The following is a 22,665-nucleotide window of genomic DNA, read 5'->3' on the forward strand; positions in this document are numbered from 1 at the left end:
GCCGCCGCGTGTCGGCGGCTCACGCCCTGGAAGGAGCGCCACCATGCCGAACAAGCCCAAGCCCGAGACCACCGACGACGCCCGCGAGCAGGCCCGCCGCGCGCTGCAGACGTCGATGGACACCCGTCAGTGACCCGACCCGTCCGGCAGTGATCCCCCGGGTCAATGCGCCCGCCGGAGGTGGGCGCTTCACGGCGTGCCTCTGGAGCTGAATCGTTTACGACATCGAGACGTGATTCGTCTACGACATCAGCTCCAAAGCCTCTGACCAGAGGCCCGCTCCCGGCCGGCCCGACTGCCCGACGGTAGGCGCTGCCCGGGGAACCGCGACGAGCCTGAGCGCCACCCACCGACGGAGTAAGCAGTCGGCGGGATTGCGATCCTTACCGCGCTCGTGCCAGGATCGGCGGCGATGAGTCAGACCGCCGCCACCATCCACCGATCCGCCTCGCCTCGGCGGATCGCCAGCCTCGCACTGCCGGCCCTCGTGGTGCTCGCCGCTGAGCCGCTCTACGTGCTGGTCGACACCGCCGTGGTCGGCCACCTCGGCCGGGTTCCGCTCGCCGCGCTCGCCGTCGGCGGCACCGTGATGACGCTCACCGCGTGGGTCGGCACCGTGGTCGCGTACGGCACCACCGGGCGCGCGGCCCGCCGCTTCGGCGCCGGTGACCGGGCAGCCGCCGTGGCCGAAGGTGTCCAGTCGTCCTGGCTGGCGTTCGGTGTCGGTCTGCTGATCGCGATCGGCATGCAGTTCGGCGGGGGCGCGCTCGCGCGTACCCTCGCCGGCGGTGGTGGCGAGGTGGCCGACGCCGCCGCGCACTGGCTGCGGATCGCGGCCCTCGGCGCCCCCGGCCTGCTGCTCGCCGCCGCCGGCAACGGCTGGCTGCGCGGTGTGCAGGACACTCGCCGCCCGTTGGTCTTCGTGCTCGGCCCCAACCTGCTCTCCGCGCTGCTCTGCCCGCTGCTGGTCTATCCCGGCGGGTTGGGCCTGATCGGCTCGGCGGTGGCCAACGTCGTCGCGCAGACGCTCTGCGGGGTGCTCTTCGCCGCTGCGCTGGTTGTCGAGCGGGTGTCGCTGCGGCCCCGGCCCCGAGTGATCCGCCAGCAGTTGGTGCTCAGCCGGGACCTGCTGATCCGTGGCCTGGCGTTCCAGGCCAGCTTCCTCTCCGCGACCGCCGTCGCCGCCCGCTTCGGCGCCGCCGCCGTCGGCGCCCACCAGATCGCCCTGCAACTCTGGTTCTTCACCGCGCTGGTGCTCGACGCCCTCGCCATCGCCGCGCAGTCCCTGGTCGGTGCCGCGCTCGGCGCCGGCGACGACGCGGGCGCGCGGGCGCTCGCCCGCCGGGTCGGGCTGCTCGGCGGCGTCTGCGGCGTCGGTTTCGCGCTGCTCGTCGCCGCCGGCGCCGGCGTCGTGCCGTCGTGGTTCAGCTCCGATCAAGGGGTACGCGAGCAGGCCATGGTGGCCTGGCCGTGGTTCGTCGTCATGCTGCCGCTGGCCGGGGTGGTGTTCGCCCTCGACGGCGTGCTGATCGGCGCCGGCGACGTGCGTTACCTGCGCAACCTCACGATCGTGGCGGCGCTCGGCGGCTTCCTGCCGGCCATCTGGCTGGCGTACGTGCTCGATCTCGGGCTGGGCGGCATCTGGGCCGGGCTCACCCTGTTCGTGGTGATCCGGCTGGTCGCCCTGCTGCTGCGACTGCGCAACGGCAGCTGGGCGGTGACCGGCGCGGTCCGCTGAGGGGCTCTGGCGCTGCCGGTCTGGCGCTGGTCGCTCGGGTCACGCCGGGCGTGCCCACGCACTCCGGGGTACGGGCCGTCTGGCAGGCTTGGCCGACGTGAGCATCGATGGTCTGATCGTGGTCGACAAGTCCGGCGGCATGACGTCGCACGACGTGGTGGCGCGGATCCGCCGGCTGGCGAAGACCCGGCGGGTCGGGCACGGCGGCACCCTCGACCCGATGGCCACCGGTGTGCTGGTGATCGGCGTGGGCCGGGCCACCCGCCTGCTGACCTATGTGATCGGCGCGGGCAAGAGCTACACCGGCACCATCCGGCTCGGCCAGGCCACCGTCACCGACGACGCCGAGGGCGACGTGATCGCCACCGTGCCGGCCGGTCAGGTCACCGACGAGGCGATCCGGTCGGCGCTGGGCGCGCTCAGCGGCGAGGTCGACCAGGTGCCGAGCGCGGTCAGCGCCATCAAGATCGACGGACAGCGCGCGTACAAGCGGGTCCGTGACGGGGAGAGCGTCGAGTTGCCCGCACGGCGGGTCACCATCTCCCGGTTGGAGGTGCTGGCGATCCGCCGCACCGAGCCGGACGTGGTGGACGTGGATGTGGACGTGACCTGCTCCTCCGGCACGTACATCCGGGCCATCGCCCGGGACGCGGGCCTGGCGCTCGGTGTCGGTGGGCACCTGACGGCGTTGCGGCGGACCGCGGTGGGTGGCTTCACCCTCGCCGAGGCGGCAACCCTCGACGAGTTGGAACAGCGCGCCCCGGACGTGGTGAACCTGCCGCTGGACGCGGCGGCCGACCGGTTCTTCCCGCGCCGGGAAGCCACGCCCGAGGAGGCGCGGGTGCTCGCCCACGGCGGGCCGCTGGACCCGGCCGGCCTCACCGGCCCGTACGCCGTCTTCGGGCCGGCGGGGGGCTTGATCGCTATCGTCAGCGAGCGGGACGGGCGGGCTCGCGCGGAGATCGTGCTCGCCCCGGCCTGACGGCGGGGCGCAGGTCCGTCGGCCGGTGGCCGGCGGTGTCGACCCGCCGGCCGGCGGGACAGCAGGAAGGAACGGCATGCAGCGGTGGCGGGGGTACGACGCGGCGCCCGGTGGGTGGGGACGCTCGGTCGTCACCATCGGCGTCTTCGACGGCGTGCACAGGGGGCACCAGGCGACCATCGGGCACGCCGTGGCCCGAGCCCGGGAGTTGGGCGTGCAGTCGGTGGTGGTCACCTTCGACCCGCACCCGGCCGAGGTGGTCCGCCCCGGTTCGCATCCTGCGGTGCTCACCGAGCCGGCCCGTAAGGCGGAGCTGATCGAGGCGCTCGGCGTGGACGTGCTCTGCGTGGTGCCCTTCACCCCGGAGTTCTCCCGACTGACGGCCGAGCAGTTCGTGCACGACGTGCTGGTCGAGCACCTGCACGCGGCGTTGGTGGTGGTCGGCGGCAACTTCCGCTTCGGGCACCGGGCGGCCGGCGACGTGGCGCTGTTGGAGCGGCTGGGTCAGACCTTCGGTTTCGGCGTGGAGGGCGGCCCGCTGGTCGCCGAGGACGGCACCGTCTTCTCCTCCACGTACATCCGTTCCTGCGTCGACGCGGGCGACGTGGGAGCGGCGGCCGCCGCGCTGGGTCGCCCACACCGGCTGGAGGGCGTGGTGGTCCGCGGCGACCAGCGGGGGCGGGAACTCGGCTTCCCCACCGCCAACCTGCTCTGCCACCGGTACGCGGCGGTGCCCGCCGACGGGGTGTACGCGGCCCGGCTGATCCGCCGCGGGCAGCGTGAGCCGCTGATGGCGGCGGTGTCGGTGGGCACCAATCCGACCTTCTCCGGCCGGGAGCGGCGGGTGGAGGCGTACGCGCTGGATTTCTCCGGCGACCTGTACGGCGAGCGCCTGGCCCTGGACTTCGTGGCGCACCTGCGCGGTCAGGTCCGGTACGACGCGATCGAGCCGTTGATCGCCCAGATCGAACAGGACGTGGCGCGCACCCGGCGCGCTCTGGCCTGATCGTCGTGGGGTGACCTGGCCCCCATCGAGGCCCTTCGCCGGGTGTTACCGGCGAGTGCTGGTAGTCTTGCGGGGACGTCGGGTGACCGGCGTGGGGCCTCGCGTGCCTGCTCGACGCCGCGGGTGCGAGGTACCGGTCCGTTCCCGGTCCACCGGAACGACGGACACCTACTTGATCAACCATCGAAACAGGGAGAACATGGCGCTCGACCAGGAAGCCAAGGCCAGCATCCGCGCGGAGTACGCAACCGCCGAGGGCGACACCGGTTCGCCGGAGGTTCAGGTCGCGGTCCTCACCAAGCGGATCGCCGAGCTGACCGAGCACCTGAAGGTGCACAAGCACGACCACCACAGCCGCCGTGGGCTGCTGCTGCTGGTCGGCCGGCGCCGCCGGTTGCTCAACTACGTCCAGAAGAAGGACATTGCGCGCTACCGGTCGCTCATCGAGCGGCTCGGCCTGCGCCGGTGACGTGACGGGGGAGTGGCCGACCGGCCGCTCCCCCGTACGGCGTCCCACCTGAAGAAACACGGGCCGCGCGACCACCCGAGAGGGAGCCGGTCAGCGTACCGGTCTCCGGTAGTGGCCCCCGGGAACCCGGCATCATGCCGGCCACCCGGGCGCTTCGATCGAAGACCGGCCGGCTGAGCAGCTCCCCGATGTCGTGGGCCCACGACGCGAAGGAGCACGACAACACATGACCGAGACCAAACTCGGCACCGAATCCCGCACCGCCGTGATCGACAACGGGTCCTTCGGCACCCGCGAGATCACCTTCTCCACCGGCCGGCTGGCTCGCCAGGCCGCCGGTTCCGTCATCGCCCAGCTGGGCGAGACGGTCGTTCTCTCCGCCACGACCGCCGGTAAGCACCCGAAGGAGCAGTTCGACTTCTTCCCGCTGACCGTCGATGTCGAGGAGCGGATGTACGCCGCGGGCCGCATTCCCGGCTCGTTCTTCCGCCGTGAGGGCCGGCCCAGCGAGGACGCGATCCTCACCTGCCGGCTGATCGACCGGCCGCTGCGCCCGTCCTTCGTCAAGGGCCTGCGCAACGAGGTCCAGGTCGTCGAGACCATCCTCGCGCTCGACCCGCAGCACCCGTACGACGTCGTGGCGATCAACGCCGCCTCGATGTCGACCAAGCTCTCCGGCCTGCCGTTCTCCGGCCCGATCGGTGCGACCCGGGTCGCCCACATCGACGGCCAGTGGGTTGCCTTCCCGACCCTGGAGGAGCTGGCCCGCGCCACCTTCGACATGGTCGTGGCCGGTCGCACGCTCGAGGACGGCGACGTCGCGATCATGATGGTCGAGGCTGAGGCCACGCCGAACGCCGTCGCCCTGATCTCGGCCGGGGCCACCGCCCCGACCGAGGAGATCGTGGCCAGCGGCCTGGAGGCCGCCAAGCCGGCGATCCGTGAGCTGTGCCGCGCACAGAGCGAGCTGGCCGAGGTCGCCGCCAAGCCGGTCACCGAGTTCCCGGTCTTCCTGGACTACCAGGACGACGTGTACCAGGCCGTCGCCGACCTGGCCCGCAGCGAGGTGGCCGAGGCGATCACCATCGCCGGCAAGGCCGACCGCGAGGAAGCCCTGGACCGGGTCAAGGCCCGCGTCGCCGAGGAGCTGGGTGGCCGGTTCGAGGGTCGGGAGAAGGAGCTCAGCGCTGCCTTCCGGTCGCTGACCAAGTCCGAGGTGCGCAACCGCGTGCTGCGCGAGCAGGTCCGCATGGACGGGCGTGGCCCGCGTGACATCCGGGCACTGACCGCCGAGGTTGGCGTGCTGCCCCGGGTGCACGGTTCGGCGTTGTTCGAGCGGGGCGAGACTCAGATCCTGGGCGTCACCACGCTGAACATGCTCCGCATGGAGCAGATGGTGGACACGCTGTCCCCCGAGAACCGCAAGCGCTACATGCACAACTACAACTTCCCGCCCTACTCGACCGGTGAGACCGGCCGGGTCGGCTCGCCGAAGCGTCGCGAGATCGGCCACGGTGCCCTCGCCGAGCGTGCGCTGATCCCGGTGCTGCCGTCGCGTGAGGAGTTCCCGTACGCCATCCGGCAGGTGTCGGAGGCGCTCAGCTCCAACGGCTCCACCTCGATGGGTTCGGTCTGCGCGTCGACGCTGGGTCTGCTCTCCGCGGGTGTCCCGCTGAAGGCACCGGTCGCCGGCATCGCGATGGGGCTCATCTCCGACGAGGTGGACGGCAAGACCCAGTACGTGACGCTGACCGACATCCTCGGTGCCGAGGACGCGTTCGGTGACATGGACTTCAAGGTCGCCGGTACCCCGGACTTCGTCACCGCGCTCCAGCTCGACACCAAGCTCAACGGCATTCCGTCGGACGTGCTGGCCGCCGCGCTGCAGCAGGCGAACGAGGCCCGGCAGGTCATCCTCGGGGTCATGAAGGCGGCGATCGAGGCTCCGGCCGAGATGTCCGACTACGCGCCTCGGGTCACCACCGTCAAGATCCCGGTGGACAAGATCGGCATGGTGATCGGCCCGAAGGGTCAGACCATCAACGCGATCCAGGACGAGACCGGCGCCGAGATCTCCATCGAGGACGACGGCACGATCTACGTCGGCGCCACCAACGGCCCGTCGGCCCAGGCGGCCGTCGACCGGATCAATGGGATCGCCAACCCGACGCTGCCGAAGCAGGGCGAGCGGTTCCTCGGCACGGTGGTCAAGACCGCCGCGTTCGGCGCGTTCGTCTCGCTCCTGCCGGGCCGTGACGGCCTGCTGCACATCTCCAAGGTGGGCGACGGCAAGCGGGTCGAGCGCGTTGAGGACTTCCTCAACGTCGGCGACCGGGTCGAGGTCGAGATCGCGGACATCGACGCCCGCGGCAAGATCTACCTGGACAAGGTCCGCCCGGAGGGCACCGAGGCGCCGGCCGCCGGTGAGGCCGCCGCTGGTGACCGGCCGGCTGGTCGGGACCGGGGCGACCGGGCTCCGCGTGACCGCGGCGACCGTGAGCGCGGCGGCGACCGGGGCGGGCGTGGCCCGGAGCGCGGCGGCGAGGGCGGCAACGGCGGCGGCGAGGGTGGTGGCGAGGGCGGCGAGCGTCCGCGCCGCCGGACCCGGCACAGCTGATCGTCGTACATCGCATCACCCACCCCTCGTCGAACCGGGAGCAGTACGTGAGTCGGGCCATCAGCGCGCCGTTTCCACCGGATCGACGGGGGGTGGCCGCGTCTCGGGACACCGGGGCGGGCCGCTCCGGCGGCACCGCCCGCGCGGTGACCCGAACGCTCAGCGACGACCCGCTGGGCGGCACGGTACGACGTACCGTGCTGCCCAGCGGCCTGCGCGTGCTCACCGAGGCGATTCCGGCGATGCGCAGCGTCTCGTTCGGCATCTGGGTGGCGGTCGGCTCGCGCGACGAGACCGGCCCGCAGGCCGGTGCCGCGCACTTCCTCGAGCACCTGCTCTTCAAGGGCACCCACAAGCGCACCGCACTGGAGATCTCCTCGCAGATCGAGGCGGTGGGTGGTGAGACCAACGCGTTCACCACGAAGGAATACACCTGCTACTACGCCCGGGTGCTGGACGAGGACCTGCCGCTGGCGATCGACGTGATGTGCGACCTGGTCGCCGACTCGCTGTTGGAGCCGGCCGACGTCGAGACCGAGCGCGGCGTGATCCTGGAAGAGATCGCCATGCACGACGACGAGCCCGGTGACGAGGTGCACGACCTCTTCGTCCAGGCCGTCTACGGCGACCACCCGCTGGGTCGGCTGATCTCCGGCACCGGGGAAACCGTCACGCCGATGACTCGGCGGCAGATCCAGAGCTTCTACCGGGGTCGCTACACCGCGCCGCAGATCGTCATCGCCGCCGCTGGCAACCTCGACCACGCCGCAGTGGTCAAGCTGGTCCGCCAAGCTCTGCGTGGCACCCCGCTGGACAGCGACCCCGCCACCCCGGCGCCGCACCGCGCGGCGACCCCGGCGGTACCGACCAGGTCGGCGACCACCCTGGTGGAGCCGAAGGAGACCGAGCAGGCGCACGTCATCCTCGGCTGCCCCGGCATCGACCGCCTCGACGAGCGGCGCTTCGCTCTCGGGGTGCTCAACAACGTGCTCGGCGGTGGCATGTCCAGCCGCCTGTTCCAGGAGATTCGCGAGCAGCGCGGCCTGGCGTACTCGGTCTACTCCTACGCCAGCCAGTACGCCGACAGCGGCCTGTTCGCCGTCTACGCCGGCTGCGCGCCGGGCAAGGTGGACGAGGTCCTGGCCCTGACCCGTGCCGAGCTGGCCCGGGTGGCTGCCGACGGGTTGACCGAGGCCGAGGTGGCCCGGGGCAAGGGGATGAGCAAGGGCTCGTTCGTGCTCGGCCTGGAGGACACCGGTTCCCGGATGAGCCGACTGGCCAAGGGTGAGCTGCTCTACGGTGACCTGATGCCCGTGGACGAGTTGCTCCGTCGGGTCGACGAGGTCACCGTGGAGGACGTGAACGTCCTCGCTGCCGAGCTGCTCAGCAGGCCGATGTCGCTGGCCGTGGTCGGCCCGTTCGGCGCGGGCGACTTCGCCGTCTGAGGGCTGCCGCCGCTGGTTGGGGGGATGTCCCGGCCAGAGGAGCACGTCCCGATTGGGATAGGTTGTGCCCCGTGACTGACGCACAGGAGAAGACCCCGGCCGAGCCGCTGCGGGTCGGCGTGTTCGGTGCCCGCGGCCGGATGGGTATCGAGGTCTGCAAGGCGGTCGCCGCCGCCGCCGACCTTGAGCTGGCGGCGTCGATCGACCAGGGCGACAGCCGTTCCGCCGTCTCCGGCGTCGAGGTGGTCGTCGACTTCACCACGCCGGACGTCGTCATGGACAACCTGGAGTGGTGCATCGACCAGGGCATCAGCGCGGTGGTCGGCACGACCGGCTTCACCGAGCAGCGGTTGGAGCAGGTGCGCGGTTGGCTGGCCCGCAAGCCCGGCGTGGGCGTGGTCATCGCCCCGAACTTCGGCATCGGCGCGGTGCTGATGATGCAGTTCGCCGCGCGGGCCGCCCGGCACTTCGAGTCCGTCGAAATCATCGAACAGCACCACCCGAGCAAGCTGGACGCCCCGAGCGGCACCGCCACCCACACCGCCCGGCAGATCGCCCAGGCCCGCGCCGAGGCCGGTCTCGGTCCGGTCCCGGACGCCACCAGGAACGAGGTGCTGGGCGCGCGCGGCGCCGAGATCGACGGGGTACGCGTCCACGCGGTGCGTGCCACCGGGCTCGTCGCCCACCAGGAGGTGCTCTTCGGCACCACCGGCGAGACGCTGACCATCCGCCACGACTCGTACGACCGGGTGTCGTTCATGCCGGGCGTGCTGCTGGCCGTCCGCGCGGTGCGCAACCGCCCCGGCCTCACGGTCGGCCTGGACGCCCTGCTCGACTGACAGTGCCGAGCCGGCGGGCGGGCCGGAAACCCGCTCGCTCCCGGGGCCGGGCCGATCCTAGGCTGCGGCCATGATCAATGGTGGACACCTGGACCGGGCCGGGCGGCTGGTCACCCTGCGCCCGGTGGACGACGACAACTGGCGGGCGGTGGCGGATGTCGCCCCGCGCGACGACCAGCGCCGCTTCGTGGCCGCGCTGGGTGCCCGCTACCTGCTGCTCAGCACCCGCTCCGAGGTGTGGACCTCACTCGCGGTGTACGCGGACGAGACCGTCGTCGGCCACGTCATGTGGGGTGTGGACGACGACGGTTCGCACTGGATCGGCGGGATGCTGATCGACGCCCCGGAGCAGAGCCGTGGCGTGGGCCGAGCCACGGTGCAGACCCTGGCCACCTGGCTGTCCGCAAGGGATGGCAATCCCCCGGTCCGTCTCTCCTACCACCCCGACAACACCCAGGCCGCCTCCCTCTACACGTCCCTCGGCTTCCACCCCACAGGCGCGCTAGACGAAGAAGAGCTGATAACCCAACAAACCCCCACCCCCACCCCTCGCGTTGATCATGAAGTTATTGCGCCGACACGCCGGGCCGACTGACAACAACTCCATGATCAACGCAAGGGGTGGCGGGGCGGCCCCGGGCCCGGGGCCGCCACACCGGTCACTCCGCTGGCACCTTCTCGGTCGGGACGCCCACGTGCAGGCGTACCTGTGGAACCAGCATGTCGTCGACGTCCAGCGCGCGGGCCGCGCCGTCGGGCTCCCAACCGGTGCTGGTGAGGAACGTCCGGGTCGCCTCGTCCCCCTCGAACGCCCAGGCCACCGCCCGACTCAGGCCGTCCTCACGCCACAGGTCGACGGCCGCGGCGAGCAGCCGGCTGCCGTGCCCGCGCCGGCCCCAGCGCGGCTCCACCAGCAGGTCGGTCACCGCCGCCACATCCGGGCCGAGCGCGTCGGCCGGCTCACCCGGGGCCAACGCCTCGCCGTCGGCCGGGCCGGAGGCGGCGAACCCCACCAGATACGATTGCTCGGCCTGTTCGACGGCGACCAGCACCCGGTGCGCGCCCGAGGGCGGCTCCAGCACCGCGGCGCTCCACCGCCGGGCGAGGAACGCCTCGTCCAGGTTGTCGAGCACATGCCGAGGAAGGATCCGGCGGTACGCGACCCGCCAGGTTGCGAGCTGGATGCGTGCGATCTCGCCGGCGTCCTCAGGACGCGCCGGGCGGACGTACCCGAGAGCCATGGGACGGAAGCCTACGCAGGGCGAGGGAGACGACGGTGGCGCAGGGTGCCAACAAGACGACCGCGCAGGTCGCCGGCGTGGTGGTGCTCGCCGCGGCGGTCACCGCGTTCCTCGCCGTTGCGGCCGTACGGCACGGCTTCTTCGACCTGAAGGTCTACTACGGCGCGTTGACCTGGTGGGTCCACGACGGCGGGGAGATCTACGACTACCTCAAGCCCGGCACCCAGTACGGCTTCACGTATCCGCCGTTCGCCGCGCTGGTGATGCTGCCGATGGCGTACCTGCCGTGGTCGGCCGCGATCGTGGTGAGCGTGCTCGCCAGCGTGGTCACCACCGCGGTGCTGATCTGGTGGCTGGTCGACCCGATCGCCCGCCGCGCCGGTTGGACCCCGTGGTTTGCGCTCGCCGTGGCGCTCTGCCTGGCCGCCGCGTTCGAGCCGATGCGGGAGACGGTCAACTTCGGCCAGGTCAACATGCTGATGCTCTTCCTGGTGGCGGTCGATCTGCTGCGGCTGCTGCCGGCCGGCAACCGGTGGGCCGGGGTGGGCATCGGGCTCGCCACCGCGATCAAACTGACCCCGGGCGTCTTCATCGTCTACCTGTTGGTGACCGGGCGGTGGCGGGCCGCTCTCACCGCCTGCGGCACGGCCGCCGGGGTGTCGCTGCTGGCCGGTGCGCTCTTCCCGGACGCGTCCCGGGAGTTCTGGACCGAGGCGCTGTGGAACACCGGCCGGGTGGGCGAGCTCTCCTTCGTCTCCAACCAGTCGCTGCGCGGGGTGGTCGCCCGGCTCGACCCCGAGCACCCGAGCACCGTGCTGTGGCTGCTGCTGGTGTTCGGCACCCTGGCGCTCTGGGCCTGGCGATCCCGGGCCGCCGTCGCGGCCGGTGACGAGGCCACCGGCCTGGCGCTGACCGGCGCGGTGATGTGCCTGGTCAGCCCGGTTACCTGGGTGCACCACCTGGTCTGGCTGCTGCCCGCGCTGATCCTGCTGGTCGACAACGCGATGGCCGCGCCGGCCGGCCGCCGACGGCGGGTCCTGCTGGTCGCCGCGACCATCGGGTACGTGCTGCTGATCAGCCGGACCGTCTGGTTCTGGGAAAAGGACTTCAGCGGCGTCGACGGCTTCCTGGGCAGCAACGCCTACGTGTGGATCAGCCTGGCGCTGCTGGCCTTCCTGCCGATCCGCCGGTGGCTGAGCCCGCGCGGGTCAGGTGTCGAGGCGTCCGGCGTACCGCAGCTCGACCAGACTGACCGGGGGCTGCCCACCGGCGAGCGGCACCTGGTAGGTCGACCGCGCGCCGTCCGCTGACAGCCCGGCCCGCTCGGAGAACCGGCGGGCCCGTCGGTTCTCCGACAGCACCCACGCCCGGTACCCGGTCCAGCCCCGCTCGGTGAGCCCGACCCGAGCGGCGGCCAGGAGCGCGGCGGCAGTCCCGTCACCCCAGTACGCCGGCTCCACGTAGAGCGCCACCACCTCGCCGACCGTCGGGTCCAGGTCGTCCCGGTCCTGATTGCGGCGGTACGGCCCGAAGGTGGTGAAGCCGACGACCAGCCCGTCCACCTCGCCGAGCAGGGTGGTGAACGGGTGCTCCGGATCGGCGGTGCCGACGTCGCGGCGGCGCTGCGCCCAGGCGAGCACGTTGAGCCGCTCCAGCACCTCGTCCGGCATGAAGCCGGCGTAGCCCGCCTGCCAGCCGTGCACGTGCACCCGGGCGACCGCCTCGGCGTCGTCCGGCTCCTCCCGACGGATGGTCAGCATTGCATCGTTCTATGCCCCGTTGGTCGTCGCGTCCAGCTTCCCGCACCGACGTCGTACCCATGAATTAAGGTCGCCGACGATGACCGCACCGGAATCCCTCTCGATTGCCCAGGCCCGGCGGGTGGCGCTCGCCGCCCAGGGCTTCGCCGACCCGGCGCCAGCCGGTGTGCCCACCCGCCGGCACCTGCGCCGGGTGCTCGACCGGGTCGGGTTGATCCAGATGGACTCGGTCAACGTGCTGCAACGCGCGCACTACCTACCGCTCTACAGCCGGCTCGGGCCCTACCCGACCACACTGCTCGACCAGGCCGCCTACCGTCGCCCGCGTGAGCTGTTCGAATACTGGGGCCACGAGGCGTCGCTGGTCCCGGTCGAGCTGCACCCGATGCTGCGCTGGCGGATGGCCCGGGCACACAGCGAATCCTGGGGCGGTATGCGGCGGATCGCCCAGGAGCAGCCGGAGCTGGTCGCCTGGGTCCGCGACGAGGTGGCCGCCCGAGGTCCGCTGACCGCTGCCGAGATCGAGCACGACGCGCCCCGGGAAACCGGCAACTGGGGATGGAACTGGTCGGCGGTCAAGCGGGCGTTGGAGTTCCTCTTCTGGGCCGGCGAGGTGGCCGCCGCGGAGCGCAGCACCTCCTTTGCCCGTCGCTACGACCTGCCCGAGCGGGTGCTGCCCGCCGCGGTGCTGGCCGCGCCCACCCCGACCGACGCCGAGGCGTACCGCACGTTGGTGGCCCTTGCCGCGCGGTCGCTCGGGGTGGCCGCCGAGCCGGAGCTGCGTGACTACTTCCGGCTGCCGCTGGCCGGTGCCCGGCAGGCCGTCGCGGAGCTGGCCGAGGCGGGTGAGCTGGTGCCGGTCACCGTGGCGGGCTGGCGCCAGCCGGCGTGGTTGCACGCGTCCGCCCGGTTGCCCCGGTGGATCCGGGGCAACACACTGGTCAGCCCCTTCGACCCGCTGGTCTGGGAACGTGCCCGGGCCGAGCGGCTGTTCGGCTTCAGCTACCGGATCGAGATCTACGTTCCGGCGCCGCAGCGGGTCTACGGCTACTACGTGCTGCCCTTTCTGCAGGGCGACCGGTTCACCGCCCGGGTCGACCTGAAGGCCGACCGCAGGGCCGGGGTGCTGCTGGTGCCGGCCGCCTGGGTCGAGCCCGGCGCCGACCCGGGGGAGACCGCGGTGGCGCTCGCCGCCGAGCTGTACCGGCTGGCCGGCTGGCTCGGCCTGGACGCGGTGGCACCGCCCGTGGCCGGCGACCTGGCCGGTCCGCTCACCGCCGCGTTGGCCAGCGTGTCCGGTGTACCGTGAGCGCGTGACGAGTGCTCCCGGTCCGGTCGACCAGCCGCAGCCCGCCCCCGGGGCGGTCCACACGGTGCCGGCCGACGCGGTCCACACGGTGCCGGACGGCTGGCCGCCGCCCCCGCCGGGTGGTTACCCAGCGCCCGAGCCGGACCGGCTCACCCGGTTCGTGCTGCGGCTCTACGAGCGTTCGCCGCGCTGGGCGGTGCCGCTGGCCGCAGTCGGCTGCGTCGCCGTCGGCATGGCCTACGCGCTGGTCAGCAATCCGACCCACGCCGACCCGGACGCCGCGCCCACCTGTCTGCTCAAGTTGACCACCGGGCTGGACTGCCCGGGCTGCGGCGGCACCCGCGCCCTCTGGTACGTGCTGCACGGCGACCTGCCGGCCGCCGCCCGGCACCACTTCCTGTTCATCTTCGCGCTGCCGTTCCTCGCGTACCTCTTCGTGGCCTGGGCGGGCCACCAGGCGTTCGGCTGGCGGCTGCCCGAGCTGCGGATCAGCTCGAAGGTCATCGGCGGTTTCCTGGCCGCGTGGCTGGCCTTCTCGGTGCTCCGCAACCTGCCCTGGGCGCCGTTCACCTCGCTCTACGTCTGACCCGCACTCCTGCGATTCGCCGATTCGCGGGGGCCGCCGCTCGGCCGGCATGTGTGTTCGGGCCCCTTTGGAGCTGAATCGTTTACGACATCACCCGCTTCCTCCGGCCGTCACCGCTCGAGGCCGCTCGGCCGCTCGAGGCCGCTCAAGGCAACGGCCGGGACGGCTGATGTCGCAGACGATTCAGCTCCAAAGGACGCCAGGGAACTGTCCCCAGCCCCGAGGTCGGGTATCCGAGCCTTGGCCCACGCCCCGGGCATGTTCGGCTCCGACACCGCCTGGGTGATCGACATTGCACAGGGCGCGCCCGAGTTGGGTCGGGAGGTGCCGCGCCACTACAGTCCCTGGAATGCCGGAGATGGTGCAGCCCCAGGTCAAGTTGATCGCGTGGACCCAGTTCGCGGCCCCGGACGACGTGCCGTGGTCGACCGACGCGGAGGGTGGCCAGGCGCTCGCCGAGTTCGCCGGCCGGGCCTGCTACCAGTCCTGGAAGAAGCCGAACCCGGCGACCGCCACCAATTCTGGCTACCTGGCGCACATCCTCGAGGTCGGGCACCTCTCGGTGCTGGAGCACGGGTCGGTCACCTTCTACTTCACCGGCGTGTCCCGCTCCTTCACCCACGAGCTGATCCGGCACCGGCACTTCTCGTACTCCCAGCTCTCCCAGCGGTACGTCCCGGAGCGGGACGCGGCCATGGTCGAGCCGGCGGTCATCGCCGACGACCCGGAGCTGCACAAAAAGTTCGTCGAGGCCGCCGAGGCGAGCGTTCGGGCGTACACCGAGTTGCTGGAGGGCCTCGAACAGCGCTTCTCCGACGAGCCGAACCCGACGCTGCGCCGCAAGCAGGCGCGGCAGGCGGCCCGGGCGGTGCTGCCCAACGCCACCGAGACCCGGATCGTGGTCACCGGCAACTACCGGGCCTGGCGGCACTTCATCGCGATGCGGGCGACCGAGCACGCCGATGTGGAGATCCGTGAGCTGGCCGTGGAGTGCCTGCGCCAGCTGCAGGGAGTCGCTCCGAACGTGTTCGCCGACTTCGTGATCTCCACGCTGCCGGACGGCAGCGAGGTGGCGGTCAGCCCGCACGAGGCGTCCTGAGCCCTTCCCCGGCGGGCCCCTGCTGGTCGTCCGCTAGGTTGGGGGTATGACGCACGACCACCCCGACGCCGCCGCCCGACCGGTGTCCCGCCCCTTCGGCCGGCTGCTCACCGCTATGGTGAGCCCGTTCGCCTCCGACGGCTCACTCGACCTCGACGGTGTCGCCCGGCTGGCGAGCTACCTGGTCGACGAGCAGGGCAACGATGCGCTGGTGGTCAACGGCACCACCGGCGAGTCGCCGACCACCACCGACGCGGAAAAGGAACAGCTGATCCGGGTCGTGGTGGAGGCCGTCGGCGACCGCGCCAAGGTCGTCGCCGGGGTCGGCACCAACGACACCCGGCACACCATCGAGCTGGCCGTCGCCGCCGAGAAGGCGGGCGCACACGGCCTGCTGGTGGTCACCCCGTACTACAACAAGCCGCCGCAGAGCGGATTGCTGCGGCACTTCACCGCGGTGGCCGACGCCACCGGCCTGCCGGTGATGCTGTACGACATCCCGCACCGCTCCGGCGTGCCGATCGACACCGAGACGCTGGTCCGGCTCGCCGAACACGGCCGGATCGTCGCGGTCAAGGACGCCAAGGGCGACCTGACCGCCACCAGCTGGGTGACCAGCCGGACCGCCCTCGCCTTCTACAGCGGCGAGGACGTACTCACCCTGCCGGCGCTGGCCGTCGGCAGCGTGGGCTTGGTCGGCACCTCGACGCACTTCACCGGGGCGCTGACCGCACAGATGATCGAGGCGTACGACGCGGGGGACATGCCGACCGCGCTTGCCCTGCACCGGCGGCTGCTGCCGCTGTTCACCGGCATCTTCCGCACCCAGGGCACCATTCTGGTGAAGGCGGGTCTGGCGGCGCTCGGCCTGCCGGCCGGCCCGGTGCGCCCCCCGCTGATGCACGCCACCAACGACGAGATTGCCCAGCTGCGCGCGGACTTCGCGGCAGTGGGCCTGGAGCTGCCCGAATGATCGAACGACACGATGGGCGCCGGGTTACGGCGTCGCAGAATGAGGTGGACGCGTGACCGAGGCGCACATCGAGGCGGAACTACCCCCGCCGCTGCCGGAAGGTGGCCTGCGGATCATCCCGCTCGGCGGGCTCGGCGCCATTGGTCGGAACATGACCGTCTTCGAGTTCGACGGCAAGTTGCTGATCGTCGACTGCGGAGTCCTGTTCCCCGACGTCGAGCAGCCGGGTGTGGACCTGATCCTGCCCGACTTCGGCCCGATCCTGGACCGGCTGGCCGACGTCCAGGCGATCGTGCTGACGCACGGCCATGAGGACCACATCGGGGCGGTGCCGTACCTGCTCGCCCACAAGCCCGACATACCGCTGGTCGGCTCACAGTTCACCCTCGCCCTGGTCGAGGCGAAGTTGGCCGAGCGGCGGATCCAGCCGTACACGCTGACCGTGCGGGAGGGCGGGCGCGAGCGGCTCGGCCCGTTCGAGTGTGAGTTCTTCGCGGTCAACCACTCGATCCCGGACGCCCTCGCGGTCGCCATCCGCACCCCCGCAGGTCTGGTGCTGCACACCGGCGACTTCAAGATGGACCAGCTCCCGCTGGACGGCCGGATCACCGACCTGGCCGGCTTCGCCCGGCTCGGCGCCGAAGGTGTCGACCTGCTGTTGTCCGACTCCACCAACGCGGAGATCCCCGGCTTCGTCACCCCGGAGCGGGAGATCGGGCCGGTGCTCGACTCGATCTTCGCGAAGGCCAAGGGCCGCATCATCGTCGCCTCGTTCGCCTCGCACGTGCACCGTGTGCAGCAGGTCTTCGACTCCGCCGGCGAGCACGGCCGCAAGGTCGCGCTGATCGGCCGGTCCATGGTCCGCAACATGGGCATCGCCCGGGACCTCGGCCTGCTCAACATCCCGGCCGGCCTGGTCATCGGGATCGAGGAGGCGACCACGTTGCCGCCGGAGCAGATCGTGCTGATGTCCACCGGTTCCCAGGGCGAGCCGATGAGCGCGCTGGGCCGGATGGCCAGCGGCGACCACCGGCACATCACCATCGCCCCCGGTGACACCGTCGTGCTGGCCTCCTCGCTGGTTCCCGGTAACGAGACCTCGGTCTACCGGGTGATCAACCGGCTCGCCCGGGCCGGCGCGGTGGTCGTGCACAAGGACGTGGCGAAGGTGCACGTCTCCGGGCACGCCCCCGCCGGGGAGCTGCTCTACCTGCTCAACGTGGTCCGGCCCAGCAACCTGATGCCGGTGCACGGCGAGTGGCGCCACCTGCGCGCCCACGCCCGGCTCGGCATCGAATCCGGGGTCGCCGCCGACCGGGTGGTGATCTGCGAGGACGGCGACGTGGTCGACCTGGTCGAGGGCCGCGCCAGCCTGGTCGGGCACGTGAAGAGCCGGTACGTCTACGTGGACGGCCTCGCCGTCGGTGACGTCAGCGAGTCGTTGCTCACCGAGCGGCGGATCCTCGGTGACGGCGGCTTCATCGCCACCACCGTGGTCGTCGACTCGGTCACCGGCAAGGTGGTCGCCGGCCCGACGCTGTCCGCGAAGGGCTTCTCCGAGGACCCGGAGGCGTTCAACCCGGTGGTTCCGCTGGTCACCGAGGCGCTCAACCGGGCCGCCGCGGACGGCATCACCGACCCGCACCAGCTCCAGCAGATCGTCCGGCGGACGGTGGGGCGGTGGGTCAACGACAAGTACCGTCGTCGACCGATGATCGTGCCCACCGTCGTCGAGGTCTGAGCAACTTCCGCTGACGCCGGTCCACCCTCAACGGGGTGGGCCGGCGTCGCCGCGTTCCAGGGATGTCAGGGCAGCGCGGCGGCTGCCTCGGCGTACGCGACGCCGGTGGTGATGGCGGCGTCCACCAGCACCATGAGCTGAGCCGGGGCCACCCCGTGTGCCAGGTCCGTGGCCACGTCGCCGGCCAGCACCAACTCCTCGCCGAGGTCGTGTGCGTACGCCTTGGGCAGCAGCCGGTCGTGGTTCCACGCGTTGCAGAAGGCGTACGCCTCGGCCCGGCGGGCCGCTGGTAGCCGGCGGGCGGCCATGGCGCGTGCGTGCAGCACCTCACCGCGCTCACCGGCCCGCCGGAACTGGATCACCGCGCCACCCCACCGGCCGACCACCGTGTCGCCCTCTTCCACCAGGTACCGGTCGCCGCGCCCGTCCAGGACTGCGGTGATCATGTCGAGGGTCAGCGCTGCCAGCTCCCGCTCGCCCGACCCGGCCTCATCGTCGGAGCGGTTGATGTCGGGCTCGTCGGGCTCGTCGGGTCTGTCGTCGGCGGGCAGCGGGACCGGCGCCGCGAGCGGGCGCTCGGCGAGCCAGGCGGCCATCCGACCGGAGTGGTGGCCGGTGCCGTTGCGGGCGTCGAAGCTGCCGGCCAGCTCGCTGGCCACCCCGAGCAGCAGGGCGCCGAGTGTGGACACGTCCAGCTCGGTGGCTGGCCGCTCGCCGTACGCCGGGCGTGGCATCGCCCGACCGCCCAGCCCGGCCTCCACGGCCAGCCCGCAGACCAGCGCCCCGGCGGCGGCGAACTCCATGGCGGCGAGGTCGTCGGTCGGGCGGTCCAACCGGGGCAGCTGCTCGGCCAGGATGGTCAGCCCGCGTTCCAGGTGCCCGCCCAGCGCGCAGAATCGCAGGTGCGCGGCGAGGTGCGGGAACGCCGCGCGCTCGCGCCGGTGCCGGCGGTACGCCCGCACGTGTGCCGCCGCGGCCCGCTCCGCCTCGTCGGCCCGGAGGGCGGGCAGCAGACCGGCGACCAGGTCCCGTTCGGGCTGGTCGGTACAGGCCGCCGGGTCATCGTCGGATTCCCGCAGCTCGCTGAGCGCGGCTCGCCACTCGCCCCAGCCGGCAAGCAGCTCGGCGCGTCGGGCCGCCGCGCAGCCCGGGCAGCCGCCGGCCGGGCCGGGCCGCTTCCCGGACCACCGCTCGTACCAGTGGCGGGCCGTGGGCTCGTCGCCCAGGTGGTCGGCGATCCGGCAGTGCAGCTCCGCGACCGTCGGGGCGTCCGGACCGTCCGCGTCGACCCGGTGGGCGAGGTCGTGCAGCAGGGACCGGGTCTGGTCCAGCCCGACCCGGGGGGTGCCGAGCAGCGCCTCCACCGCGTAGCGCTGGTAGCGCAGCAGCAGCCTGGCCTCGGCTTCGGTGAGCAGCTCGGGCCGGTGGTCGGCGGCGGCCCGGCAGCGCCGGACCGGCTCGACCAGACGCCACCGCTCCCCGTGCAGCAGGTACGCCTCGATCAGCGCGAACCGTGCGTCCATCCCGGACCGGACGTCCCCGGCCGCGTCGGCGCGCTCGGCGAGTCGTTCCAGCGCCACCTGCCGCGCCGGCCCGTCGGGCAGGTCCCGGGTGTCGGCGAGCACAGCCTCCAGGGCCGGCAGACGGCTCCCGGCGACCCGGCCGACGGGACCGGCGTGCGGCGCTCCGGGGTGGTCCGCCCGCTCGGTGCGGCTGCCCGTGAACTCGTCCCGGCCGGTCATGACGGCACCGCGCCGGGCAGCCGACGGACCGCCACAGCGAGCTGGCAGCCGGTGGAGATGCCACAGTCGAGCAGTTGGTCGAGCTGGTGCGGGGTCACGCCGCGTTCCAGGTCGGTGATCACCTCGCCGTAGACCCGGGCCCGACCGGCGTCGTCGACGTGCACGAACGCCTTGGGCCAGAGCCGATCGTGGTTCCACGAGTTGCAGAACGCGTACAGGGCGGGCACCTGCTCGATTCCGAAGGTGGGGGCGACCATGGTGCGAACCTGGAGCAGCTCGCCGTCCCCGCCGAGGCGGAGGAACCAGATCATGTTGTCGTCGAAGTGGCCCACCAGCTCGCCGTCCACGGTCAGGCCGACGGACCGGCCGCGGGCGGCGAGCACCGCGGCGACCAGTTCACCGGTCAGTGGCCGTAGTGCACCAGGGTGCCCGGCCAGCGGATCGTCCGGATCGCCCTCGATTTCCGGCGACGCCATGGGGCATCCCTTCTGAGGCGGATATCACGACCGGCGGCGGGGTTCGTGTTGCGACGCGCGGACACGATCCGGAAAGCGGGGATCTGCCCGGCCCCACCGTTACCGTGACTCTATGGCGGGCCGTACCCCTCAGGCGAGCCGGCGACGCGGCGCGTCGCCGCGCGGTGGCACCAACAGTCGTGTCCGTCAACCGGCGAAGAAGACCCGGGCACCGGTTCGTCGTCGCACCGCGCCGGCCCGGCCCGGCCCGGCTGTCTACGTGGGCCGTGCGGTCGGTGCACTGTGGATGGGCCTGGCACACGGCATGGGTTGGGCGGTCCGGGCCGCCGGTCGGCAGGCCGCCTCGGCCCGCGACCTCGACCCGGAGCACCGCCGTGACGGCGCCGGACTGCTGTTGTTCGGGCTCGCCCTGCTCACCGCCGTGGCGCTCTGGTTCTCCGGAGCGGGCCCGGTGGGCGCACGACTGGCCGACTCGATCCGGCTGTTCCTGGGCGCGATCTCGGTGGTCGTTCCGGTGCTGTTGATGATCGGGGCGTGGCGGCTGATGCGTCAGCCGGCCGATCCGGAACACCGGGGCCGCGGGTTGATCGGCTGGGGCTCGCTGCTCGTGTCGACCGCCGCGCTGCTCCAGATCGGTCAGGACCCGGCCAACCCGCTGCAGCGTGACTTCGCCGGCGGTCTGGTCGGCGCGGGCGTCGGCGGGCTGCTGGAGCGCGCGGTCACCGCCTGGGTGGCGGTGCCGCTGCTGATCCTGCTGCTGCTCTTCGGCCTGCTCGTGGTGACCGCGACACCGATCAACAAGATCCCCGAGCGGCTGGGTCTGCTCGCCGGTGGGCTGGTCACCCCGGCGGACGCCGCCACCGAGGAGGAGTCGGACGAGACGGTCATCCGACCGGCGCGCAAGCGACCGGCGAAGCGGATGCCTCCGCCGCTCGACCCGGACGACTTCGAGGACCTGGACGGCGCGGACCTCCAGGAGACCATGGTGCTGCCGCGCAAGTCGCCGGCGAAGGTGCCGGCGAGCCGCAAGCCGCCGATCGAGCCGCCGGAACACTCGCCCACGCCGACCCGGGCCGAGCAGCTCGCGTTGACCGGGCTGGCCGGGGACTACACCCTGCCGCCGGCCAACATGCTGAGCGCCGGGGCCGCCGCGAAGACCCGCAGCAAGGCCAACGACGAGGTGATCGCCGCCCTGACGGGCGTGTTCGATCAGTTCGATGTGGACGCCGCGGTCACCGGCTTCACCCGCGGCCCAACGGTCACCCGCTACGAGGTGGAGTTGGGGCACGGCGTCAAGGTCGAGCGGATCACTCAACTGTCCCGCAACATCGCGTACGCGGTGAAGTCACCGGACGTGCGGATCCTCAGCCCCATCCCGGGCAAGAGCGCGGTCGGCGTGGAGATCCCGAACACCGACCCGGAGAACGTCGCCCTCGGCGATGTGCTGCGCTCGCGGGCGGCGACCAGCGATCACCACCCGATGGTCGTGGCGCTCGGTAAGGACATCGAGGGCGGCTACGTGGTGGCCAACCTCGCCAAGATGCCCCACATTCTCATTGCCGGGGCCACCGGAGCCGGGAAATCGAGCTGCCTCAACACCCTGCTGGTTTCCGTCCTCACCCGGGCCACCCCGGACGAGGTGCGGTTGCTGCTGATCGACCCGAAGCGGGTCGAGATGACCGGCTACGAGGGCATCCCGCACCTGGTCACCCCGATCGTGACCAACGCCAAGAAGGCAGCCGAATCGCTGGACTGGGTGGTCCGCGAGATGGACATGCGCTACGACGACCTTGCCGCCAACGGGGTCCGGCACATCGACGACTTCAACCGCAAGGTCCGCAACGGCGAGATCAAGGCCCCGCCGGGCAGCGAACGGGAGATGCGCCCGTACCCGTACCTGCTGGTGATCGTGGACGAGCTGGCCGACCTGATGATGGTCGCGCCGCGCGATGTGGAGGACTCGGTCGTCCGGATCACCCAGCTGGCCCGTGCCGCCGGCATCCACCTGGTGCTGGCCACCCAGCGCCCCTCGGTCGACGTGGTGACCGGTCTGATCAAGGCGAACGTGCCGTCCCGGCTCGCGTTCGCCACCTCCTCGCTCGCGGACTCCCGGGTCATCCTCGATCAGCCGGGCGCGGAGAAGCTGCTCGGCCGCGGTGACGGGCTCTTCCTGCCAATGGGCGCCTCGAAGCCGGTACGCATCCAGGGCGCCTGGGTCACCGAGCGGGAAATCGCCGACGTGGTGAAGTTCTGCAAGGACCAGCGCGAGCCGGAGTTCCGCAAGGACGTGCTGGCCCCCGCACAGGAGAGCAAGAAGAAGATCGACGAGGACATCGGCGACGACCTGGACCTGTTGGTGCAGGCGGTGGAACTGGTGGTCACCTCGCAGTTCGGCTCGACCTCGATGCTCCAGCGCAAGCTGCGGGTCGGTTTCGCGAAGGCCGGCCGACTGATGGACCTGATGGAGACCCGTGGCGTGGTCGGGCCGTCCGAGGGGTCGAAGGCGCGCGACGTGCTGGTCAAGCCGGACGAACTGGAGGAGGTCCTGGTCGGCCTGCGCGGCGACGGGGACTGACCGAGGGGTACGGCCGAGCCCGGAGTGCGCGACGGGCCCACCGGTATCCGGCGGGCCCGCTACCCAC

19 protein-coding genes are annotated in these 22,665 nt (G+C 72.0%); 15 read left to right on the forward strand and 4 right to left on the reverse strand.

The annotated features are described in order from the left end of the window. The first annotated feature begins 412 nt into the window (after nucleotides 1–412). From OG811_RS17915 to OG811_RS17950, 8 genes are all read left to right on the forward strand, one after another. Nucleotides 413–1,738, forward strand: coding sequence for an MATE family efflux transporter (locus OG811_RS17915; RefSeq protein WP_406067247.1), 1,326 nt, complete (start codon nucleotides 413–415; stop codon nucleotides 1,736–1,738). A gap of 97 nt (nucleotides 1,739–1,835) precedes the next feature. After that, complete coding sequence (gene truB, locus OG811_RS17920) at nucleotides 1,836–2,720, forward strand: tRNA pseudouridine(55) synthase TruB (RefSeq protein ID WP_406067249.1); 885 nt, start codon at nucleotides 1,836–1,838, stop codon at nucleotides 2,718–2,720. A gap of 76 nt (nucleotides 2,721–2,796) precedes the next feature. Further along, a complete protein-coding gene (locus OG811_RS17925) occupies nucleotides 2,797–3,726 on the forward strand; it encodes a bifunctional riboflavin kinase/FAD synthetase (RefSeq protein WP_406067250.1) in 930 nt (309 codons plus the stop codon). 199 nt (nucleotides 3,727–3,925) lie between these two features. Further along, entirely contained in the window at nucleotides 3,926–4,195 is a 270-nt protein-coding gene (rpsO, locus tag OG811_RS17930) for a 30S ribosomal protein S15 (protein WP_030337594.1), read from the forward strand. 226 nt (nucleotides 4,196–4,421) lie between these two features. Further along, entirely contained in the window at nucleotides 4,422–6,812 is a 2,391-nt protein-coding gene (locus tag OG811_RS17935; protein WP_406067252.1) for a polyribonucleotide nucleotidyltransferase, read from the forward strand. A 47-nt stretch (nucleotides 6,813–6,859) separates the two neighbouring features. Further along, nucleotides 6,860–8,257: a M16 family metallopeptidase gene (locus OG811_RS17940; RefSeq protein ID WP_406067253.1), complete on the forward strand. Its 1,398-nt coding sequence runs from the start codon at nucleotides 6,860–6,862 to the stop codon at nucleotides 8,255–8,257. A 71-nt stretch (nucleotides 8,258–8,328) separates the two neighbouring features. After that, nucleotides 8,329–9,096: a 4-hydroxy-tetrahydrodipicolinate reductase gene (gene dapB, locus OG811_RS17945; protein WP_406067255.1), complete on the forward strand. Its 768-nt coding sequence runs from the start codon at nucleotides 8,329–8,331 to the stop codon at nucleotides 9,094–9,096. A gap of 70 nt (nucleotides 9,097–9,166) precedes the next feature. Then, nucleotides 9,167–9,691 (forward strand): GNAT family N-acetyltransferase, encoded by a 525-nt coding sequence (locus OG811_RS17950; RefSeq protein WP_406067257.1) that lies wholly within the window; start codon nucleotides 9,167–9,169, stop codon nucleotides 9,689–9,691. Between the two features lie 64 nt (nucleotides 9,692–9,755). Here the strand turns inward: OG811_RS17950 and OG811_RS17955 are convergent, their stop codons facing one another. Next, nucleotides 9,756–10,337, reverse strand: a complete 582-nt coding sequence (locus tag OG811_RS17955; RefSeq protein ID WP_406067258.1) for a GNAT family N-acetyltransferase — start codon at nucleotides 10,335–10,337, stop codon at nucleotides 9,756–9,758. 35 nt (nucleotides 10,338–10,372) lie between these two features. Between OG811_RS17955 and OG811_RS17960 the strand changes: the two genes are divergently transcribed. Continuing rightward, the gene (locus OG811_RS17960; RefSeq protein WP_406067259.1) at nucleotides 10,373–11,647 is read left to right on the forward strand and encodes a glycosyltransferase family 87 protein; all 1,275 of its coding nucleotides are present in this window, start codon (nucleotides 10,373–10,375) and stop codon (nucleotides 11,645–11,647) included. Here OG811_RS17960 and OG811_RS17965 read toward each other — a convergent pair. Continuing rightward, nucleotides 11,546–12,097, reverse strand: a complete 552-nt coding sequence (locus tag OG811_RS17965; protein ID WP_406067261.1) for a GNAT family N-acetyltransferase — start codon at nucleotides 12,095–12,097, stop codon at nucleotides 11,546–11,548. The genes OG811_RS17960 and OG811_RS17965 overlap by 102 nt on opposite strands. Before the next feature lie 79 nt (nucleotides 12,098–12,176). On the opposite strand from OG811_RS17965, the gene OG811_RS17970 reads away from it, so the two are divergent. The 5 genes from OG811_RS17970 to OG811_RS17990 all read left to right on the forward strand — a co-directional run bounded on the left by OG811_RS17970 (nucleotide 12,177) and on the right by OG811_RS17990 (nucleotide 17,805). After that, the gene (locus OG811_RS17970; RefSeq protein ID WP_406067263.1) at nucleotides 12,177–13,406 is read left to right on the forward strand and encodes a winged helix-turn-helix domain-containing protein; all 1,230 of its coding nucleotides are present in this window, start codon (nucleotides 12,177–12,179) and stop codon (nucleotides 13,404–13,406) included. A gap of 64 nt (nucleotides 13,407–13,470) precedes the next feature. After that, nucleotides 13,471–13,992: a DUF2752 domain-containing protein gene (locus tag OG811_RS17975; protein ID WP_406075779.1), complete on the forward strand. Its 522-nt coding sequence runs from the start codon at nucleotides 13,471–13,473 to the stop codon at nucleotides 13,990–13,992. A 358-nt stretch (nucleotides 13,993–14,350) separates the two neighbouring features. Next, complete coding sequence (gene thyX / locus OG811_RS17980; protein ID WP_406075781.1) at nucleotides 14,351–15,091, forward strand: FAD-dependent thymidylate synthase; 741 nt, start codon at nucleotides 14,351–14,353, stop codon at nucleotides 15,089–15,091. A 46-nt stretch (nucleotides 15,092–15,137) separates the two neighbouring features. Beyond that, nucleotides 15,138–16,064 (forward strand): 4-hydroxy-tetrahydrodipicolinate synthase, encoded by a 927-nt coding sequence (gene dapA / locus OG811_RS17985; protein WP_406067265.1) that lies wholly within the window; start codon nucleotides 15,138–15,140, stop codon nucleotides 16,062–16,064. Nucleotides 16,065–16,116: 52 nt separating this feature from the next. Beyond that, entirely contained in the window at nucleotides 16,117–17,805 is a 1,689-nt protein-coding gene (locus OG811_RS17990; protein WP_406067266.1) for a ribonuclease J, read from the forward strand. Nucleotides 17,806–17,870: 65 nt separating this feature from the next. Here the strand turns inward: OG811_RS17990 and OG811_RS17995 are convergent, their stop codons facing one another. Beyond that, entirely contained in the window at nucleotides 17,871–19,547 is a 1,677-nt protein-coding gene (locus OG811_RS17995) for a YbjN domain-containing protein (RefSeq protein ID WP_406067268.1), read from the reverse strand. Beyond that, entirely contained in the window at nucleotides 19,544–20,023 is a 480-nt protein-coding gene (locus OG811_RS18000) for a YbjN domain-containing protein (RefSeq protein WP_406067269.1), read from the reverse strand. The genes OG811_RS17995 and OG811_RS18000 overlap by 4 nt, the downstream gene beginning before the upstream one ends. Nucleotides 20,024–20,135: 112 nt before the next feature. Between OG811_RS18000 and OG811_RS18005 the strand changes: the two genes are divergently transcribed. Continuing rightward, nucleotides 20,136–22,598 carry a DNA translocase FtsK gene (locus OG811_RS18005; protein WP_406067271.1) on the forward strand — a complete coding sequence of 821 codons (2,463 nt, stop codon included), beginning with the start codon at nucleotides 20,136–20,138 and terminating at the stop codon, nucleotides 22,596–22,598. The last annotated feature ends 67 nt before the right edge of the window (nucleotides 22,599–22,665 follow it).

This window comes from Micromonospora sp. NBC_01638, assembly GCF_045209745.1.
Lineage (GTDB): Bacteria > Actinomycetota > Actinomycetes > Mycobacteriales > Micromonosporaceae > Micromonospora.

Excerpts from the sequence above, each read along its gene's own strand:
- OG811_RS17915 (WP_406067247.1), top strand. The coding sequence starts at position 413 with ATGAGTCAGACCGCCGCCACCATCCACCGATCCGCCTCGCCTCGGCGG.
- OG811_RS17925 (WP_406067250.1), top strand. The coding sequence starts at position 2,797 with ATGCAGCGGTGGCGGGGGTACGACGCGGCGCCCGGTGGGTGGGGACGC.
- rpsO (WP_030337594.1), top strand. The coding sequence starts at position 3,926 with ATGGCGCTCGACCAGGAAGCCAAGGCCAGCATCCGCGCGGAGTACGCA.
- OG811_RS17935 (WP_406067252.1), top strand. The coding sequence starts at position 4,422 with ATGACCGAGACCAAACTCGGCACCGAATCCCGCACCGCCGTGATCGAC.
- OG811_RS17950 (WP_406067257.1), top strand. The coding sequence starts at position 9,167 with ATGATCAATGGTGGACACCTGGACCGGGCCGGGCGGCTGGTCACCCTG.
- OG811_RS17955 (WP_406067258.1), bottom strand. The coding sequence starts at position 10,337 with ATGGCTCTCGGGTACGTCCGCCCGGCGCGTCCTGAGGACGCCGGCGAG.
- OG811_RS17965 (WP_406067261.1), bottom strand. The coding sequence starts at position 12,097 with ATGCTGACCATCCGTCGGGAGGAGCCGGACGACGCCGAGGCGGTCGCC.
- OG811_RS17970 (WP_406067263.1), top strand. The coding sequence starts at position 12,177 with ATGACCGCACCGGAATCCCTCTCGATTGCCCAGGCCCGGCGGGTGGCG.
- thyX (WP_406075781.1), top strand. The coding sequence starts at position 14,351 with ATGGTGCAGCCCCAGGTCAAGTTGATCGCGTGGACCCAGTTCGCGGCC.
- dapA (WP_406067265.1), top strand. The coding sequence starts at position 15,138 with ATGACGCACGACCACCCCGACGCCGCCGCCCGACCGGTGTCCCGCCCC.
- OG811_RS17995 (WP_406067268.1), bottom strand. The coding sequence starts at position 19,547 with ATGACCGGCCGGGACGAGTTCACGGGCAGCCGCACCGAGCGGGCGGAC.
- OG811_RS18000 (WP_406067269.1), bottom strand. The coding sequence starts at position 20,023 with ATGGCGTCGCCGGAAATCGAGGGCGATCCGGACGATCCGCTGGCCGGG.
- OG811_RS18005 (WP_406067271.1), top strand. The coding sequence starts at position 20,136 with ATGGCGGGCCGTACCCCTCAGGCGAGCCGGCGACGCGGCGCGTCGCCG.